The organism is Campylobacter sp. 2014D-0258 (assembly GCF_008000495.1).
Classification (GTDB): domain Bacteria; phylum Campylobacterota; class Campylobacteria; order Campylobacterales; family Campylobacteraceae; genus Campylobacter_D; species Campylobacter_D jejuni.
Window position 1 is genome coordinate 1 of the sequence record NZ_VOAR01000005.1, and the last position, 3050, is coordinate 3050.

Genomic DNA, 3050 nt, shown 5'->3' on the forward strand with positions numbered 1-3050 from the left:
CAAGGACATCTATGCCAGCTATTAAGCTTTTTAACTTCATGGGGGGGGGTATAGAGAAATTTTGTTTTAAACTTTCTATTGTTACCTTCTTAAGTATCAACGCTTTTGCAGCCACTCAAGCAAATACTACAGACAATCGAAATTTCAATATCTCAGAGCATTATTTTAATGATAACGAACTTTATGATAAAAGCAATTCTACTTATAAAAAACTCCAAGGTATAAATTATTATGCTAAGAGTTCTAAACAAGATATTAACAATATTACTTTAATTTATAACAATCCTAAATCAAATATTACAAATATAAACGATTTAAATTTTAAACATTATTTACTTACTCCTGATATGAGAGAAGATGAAGTTCTTTCTTTTAAAGCAAGGCATGGTGTTAATACAGCCGATCATAGTATAAAAACAGTTAGAGTGCTTCCTTTTTTAATCACAGCAAAAACCGATCATGCTGATGCAAGTTATAATAAACTTATATTAGAACAAGGAGAACTTAGTTCAGTTTTTTATCTTAAACCTAAAGATACCCATATAAAAAACCCTAGTAATTCTAAAAGCAATCAACGCATGAATTTCTTAATGAGTTCTACCTTTACTCATTATGGTAATGCAAGCTATAATCAAACCATACTTCAAAAAGATGCCCATATTAGTATGGGTGTTGAGAACACTTATGATTTAGCCTTAAATGGTGCTCCTTATTTAATCGGAGCTATAGCCACTTATGGAGATTCTACAAATAATAGTTTAAATATAGAAGCAGGTAGTAGTGTAGAGTTTTTTACTTCCTTACCTAAAAAAGATAAAAATGGTAATAATACCTTTGATGAAAGAATCACTCACCTTGTAGGTGGTTTAGCTTATCAAGGCAATGTAAAAAACAATAAAATCTTTATCAAAGATGCTAATATGATTATCCATGGTCCAAGCAAAGCTTATGCTAGTTCAGCTGCTGCTCATATTAGCGCAGGTTATATAGATAGTGGAACAGATAAAAACTTTCAAGCCAGTAAAAACCTTTTAGACATAGATGGTTTTAATCTTGATATGTATATGAACCATGATAAACAACCCCTAGCTTATAATTCTGTTTTATTTGCTGATTTTTAGGGTGGAAAAACCGAACAAGGACAAGCCTTAGATAATACTATCAATTTAAAAGATATTAAAAACCTAAAAAAAGATAAAAACAATGAGAACATTTTTGCTCAAGCTTTGTTTAACTTCTATGCAGGAGCTTCTAATAATGGAGAAGCAAATTATAATACCTTAAACATAGAATTAAAACATCCTTTAGAAATCGCTAATAACTTCTTAGGTTATAACCAACATTCTTTTTATGGTGGCTTTGCAACTAAAGGAGCTAATCATAATACCATTAACATTAAAAACGATCTTACCACAACCGATCTTTCTCAAAGCTATAAAGATGCTTTAAATATTGTAGCTGCTAGAACCTTAGAAGGCAGTGCGGATTATAATAAAGTTTATATCAATAATTCTATGTCAACCTTACCTGTATACATTTATACAGCTAAGAAAAACATTCTTAATAATCAAGACTTTTATCCTAGTAGTGCTAATAACAATGAAGTAGTGATTAAAGACTTTGCTTCTTTTAGAAATTTAACTGTATTAACAGAAGCTAAAGAAGCTTCTTATAATACTATAAATTACAACAATGTTCAAAGCATTACCGATGCAAGTAATATAGATAAAGGTTCTAAAATCATCATAAGAGCTTTAGATAAAGCCAATCATAATACCATAGATATAAAAAACTATTCTTCTAATGCAGCTGATAATGCTTATTTGATTATGGCTTATAATGAAGCAGCTTATAATAAAATCATTATCAATGATACTTTATTTGGTGTAGCTTCAGATAAAAGAGAAGGAATTTTAAGTATTATAGCTGGACTTTCAAACAATACCCATGATAATACCTTAATCATAAACAATCTCAATCTTGATGAGTATAAAAATAACAATTCTATTTTTATAGCTCCTTCAGCCATTACAGGTTTAAGTGAAGCTAAATCTTATAATAATACCTTATATATAGGTGGGAATTTAAATATATTTAAAAACACTTTCATAGATATATTAGCAGGGGCTTTAGTGCATTATGAAGATAGCAATAGTGCTTCTAATGCTGTAGCTCCTTCAGATATCAGTTTAAGTAAAAACAATAGACTGATTTTAAATACTAAAGTTGAAGCTAGAATTATTAATAACTTTGAGCATTATTATCTTATTGTATCCAATAAAATCAACACAACTCCCCTTTTGAAGTCATACGATGCTCCTATTAATATTTCTAGCGAGGGAGTATTAGCTCTTTACACCCTCAAAGAGCAATACCCCTACCTTAAAAATAAAGAAATCTTAATCTTACAAAGTGAGCAAGGTTTTATAGATGAAAACTCTAATACTTTAAATCAAGAAGAACTTCAAAGCTTTATTGAAAAAATGCAAAAAAACAAAGAAGATTTTAAACTAAGTTCTATAGATAGATTAAAAAAGATGAACCTACAAAAGCTTTCTTATGAAGTAAGAATATCCCAAGATGGTAAAAGCATTTACGCAAAGATAAAATAAATAAGGATGGACAATAAAAACAATAACAAATCAAAGTTATCAACAATTAATAATCCTAGAGAAATCTAGGATTAAGAACTTATTTTTGTTTTTAAAAAGAAAAAATAAAACAAACAGATAAAAAAACAAAAACAAAGATAAGTTCTTAGAACTAAACCAAACCAAGAAAGGATAAACCATGAAAAACAATAAAATCGTTTTATCAATTGTTGTAAGTTCTTTACTTTTCTCTCAAAGCTATGCTTTACCAAGTGGGGGTAAGTTCACTCATGGAACAAGTGGAAGTATAAATGTAAATGGTAATACCATGAATATTACAGGTAATAAAGTAAATTCTGTTATCCAATGGGGTGGTGGTTTTAATATAGCTAAAAATGAAACTGTAAATTTTAATGGTAGTGGTAAAAACTATCTCAATATCGCTTATGGAACTAAAAG

The 3050-nt window shown here is 28.9% G+C and carries 2 pseudogenes; both read left to right on the forward strand.

The features are described 5' to 3' along the window. Positions 1-50 precede the first annotated feature (50 nt). Positions 51-2336 (forward strand): annotated as a pseudogene (locus SR62_RS09095) (hypothetical protein); the annotation flags it as partial. A gap of 454 nt (positions 2337-2790) precedes the next feature. After that, positions 2791-3050: pseudogene (locus SR62_RS00575) on the forward strand (hypothetical protein); the annotation flags it as partial.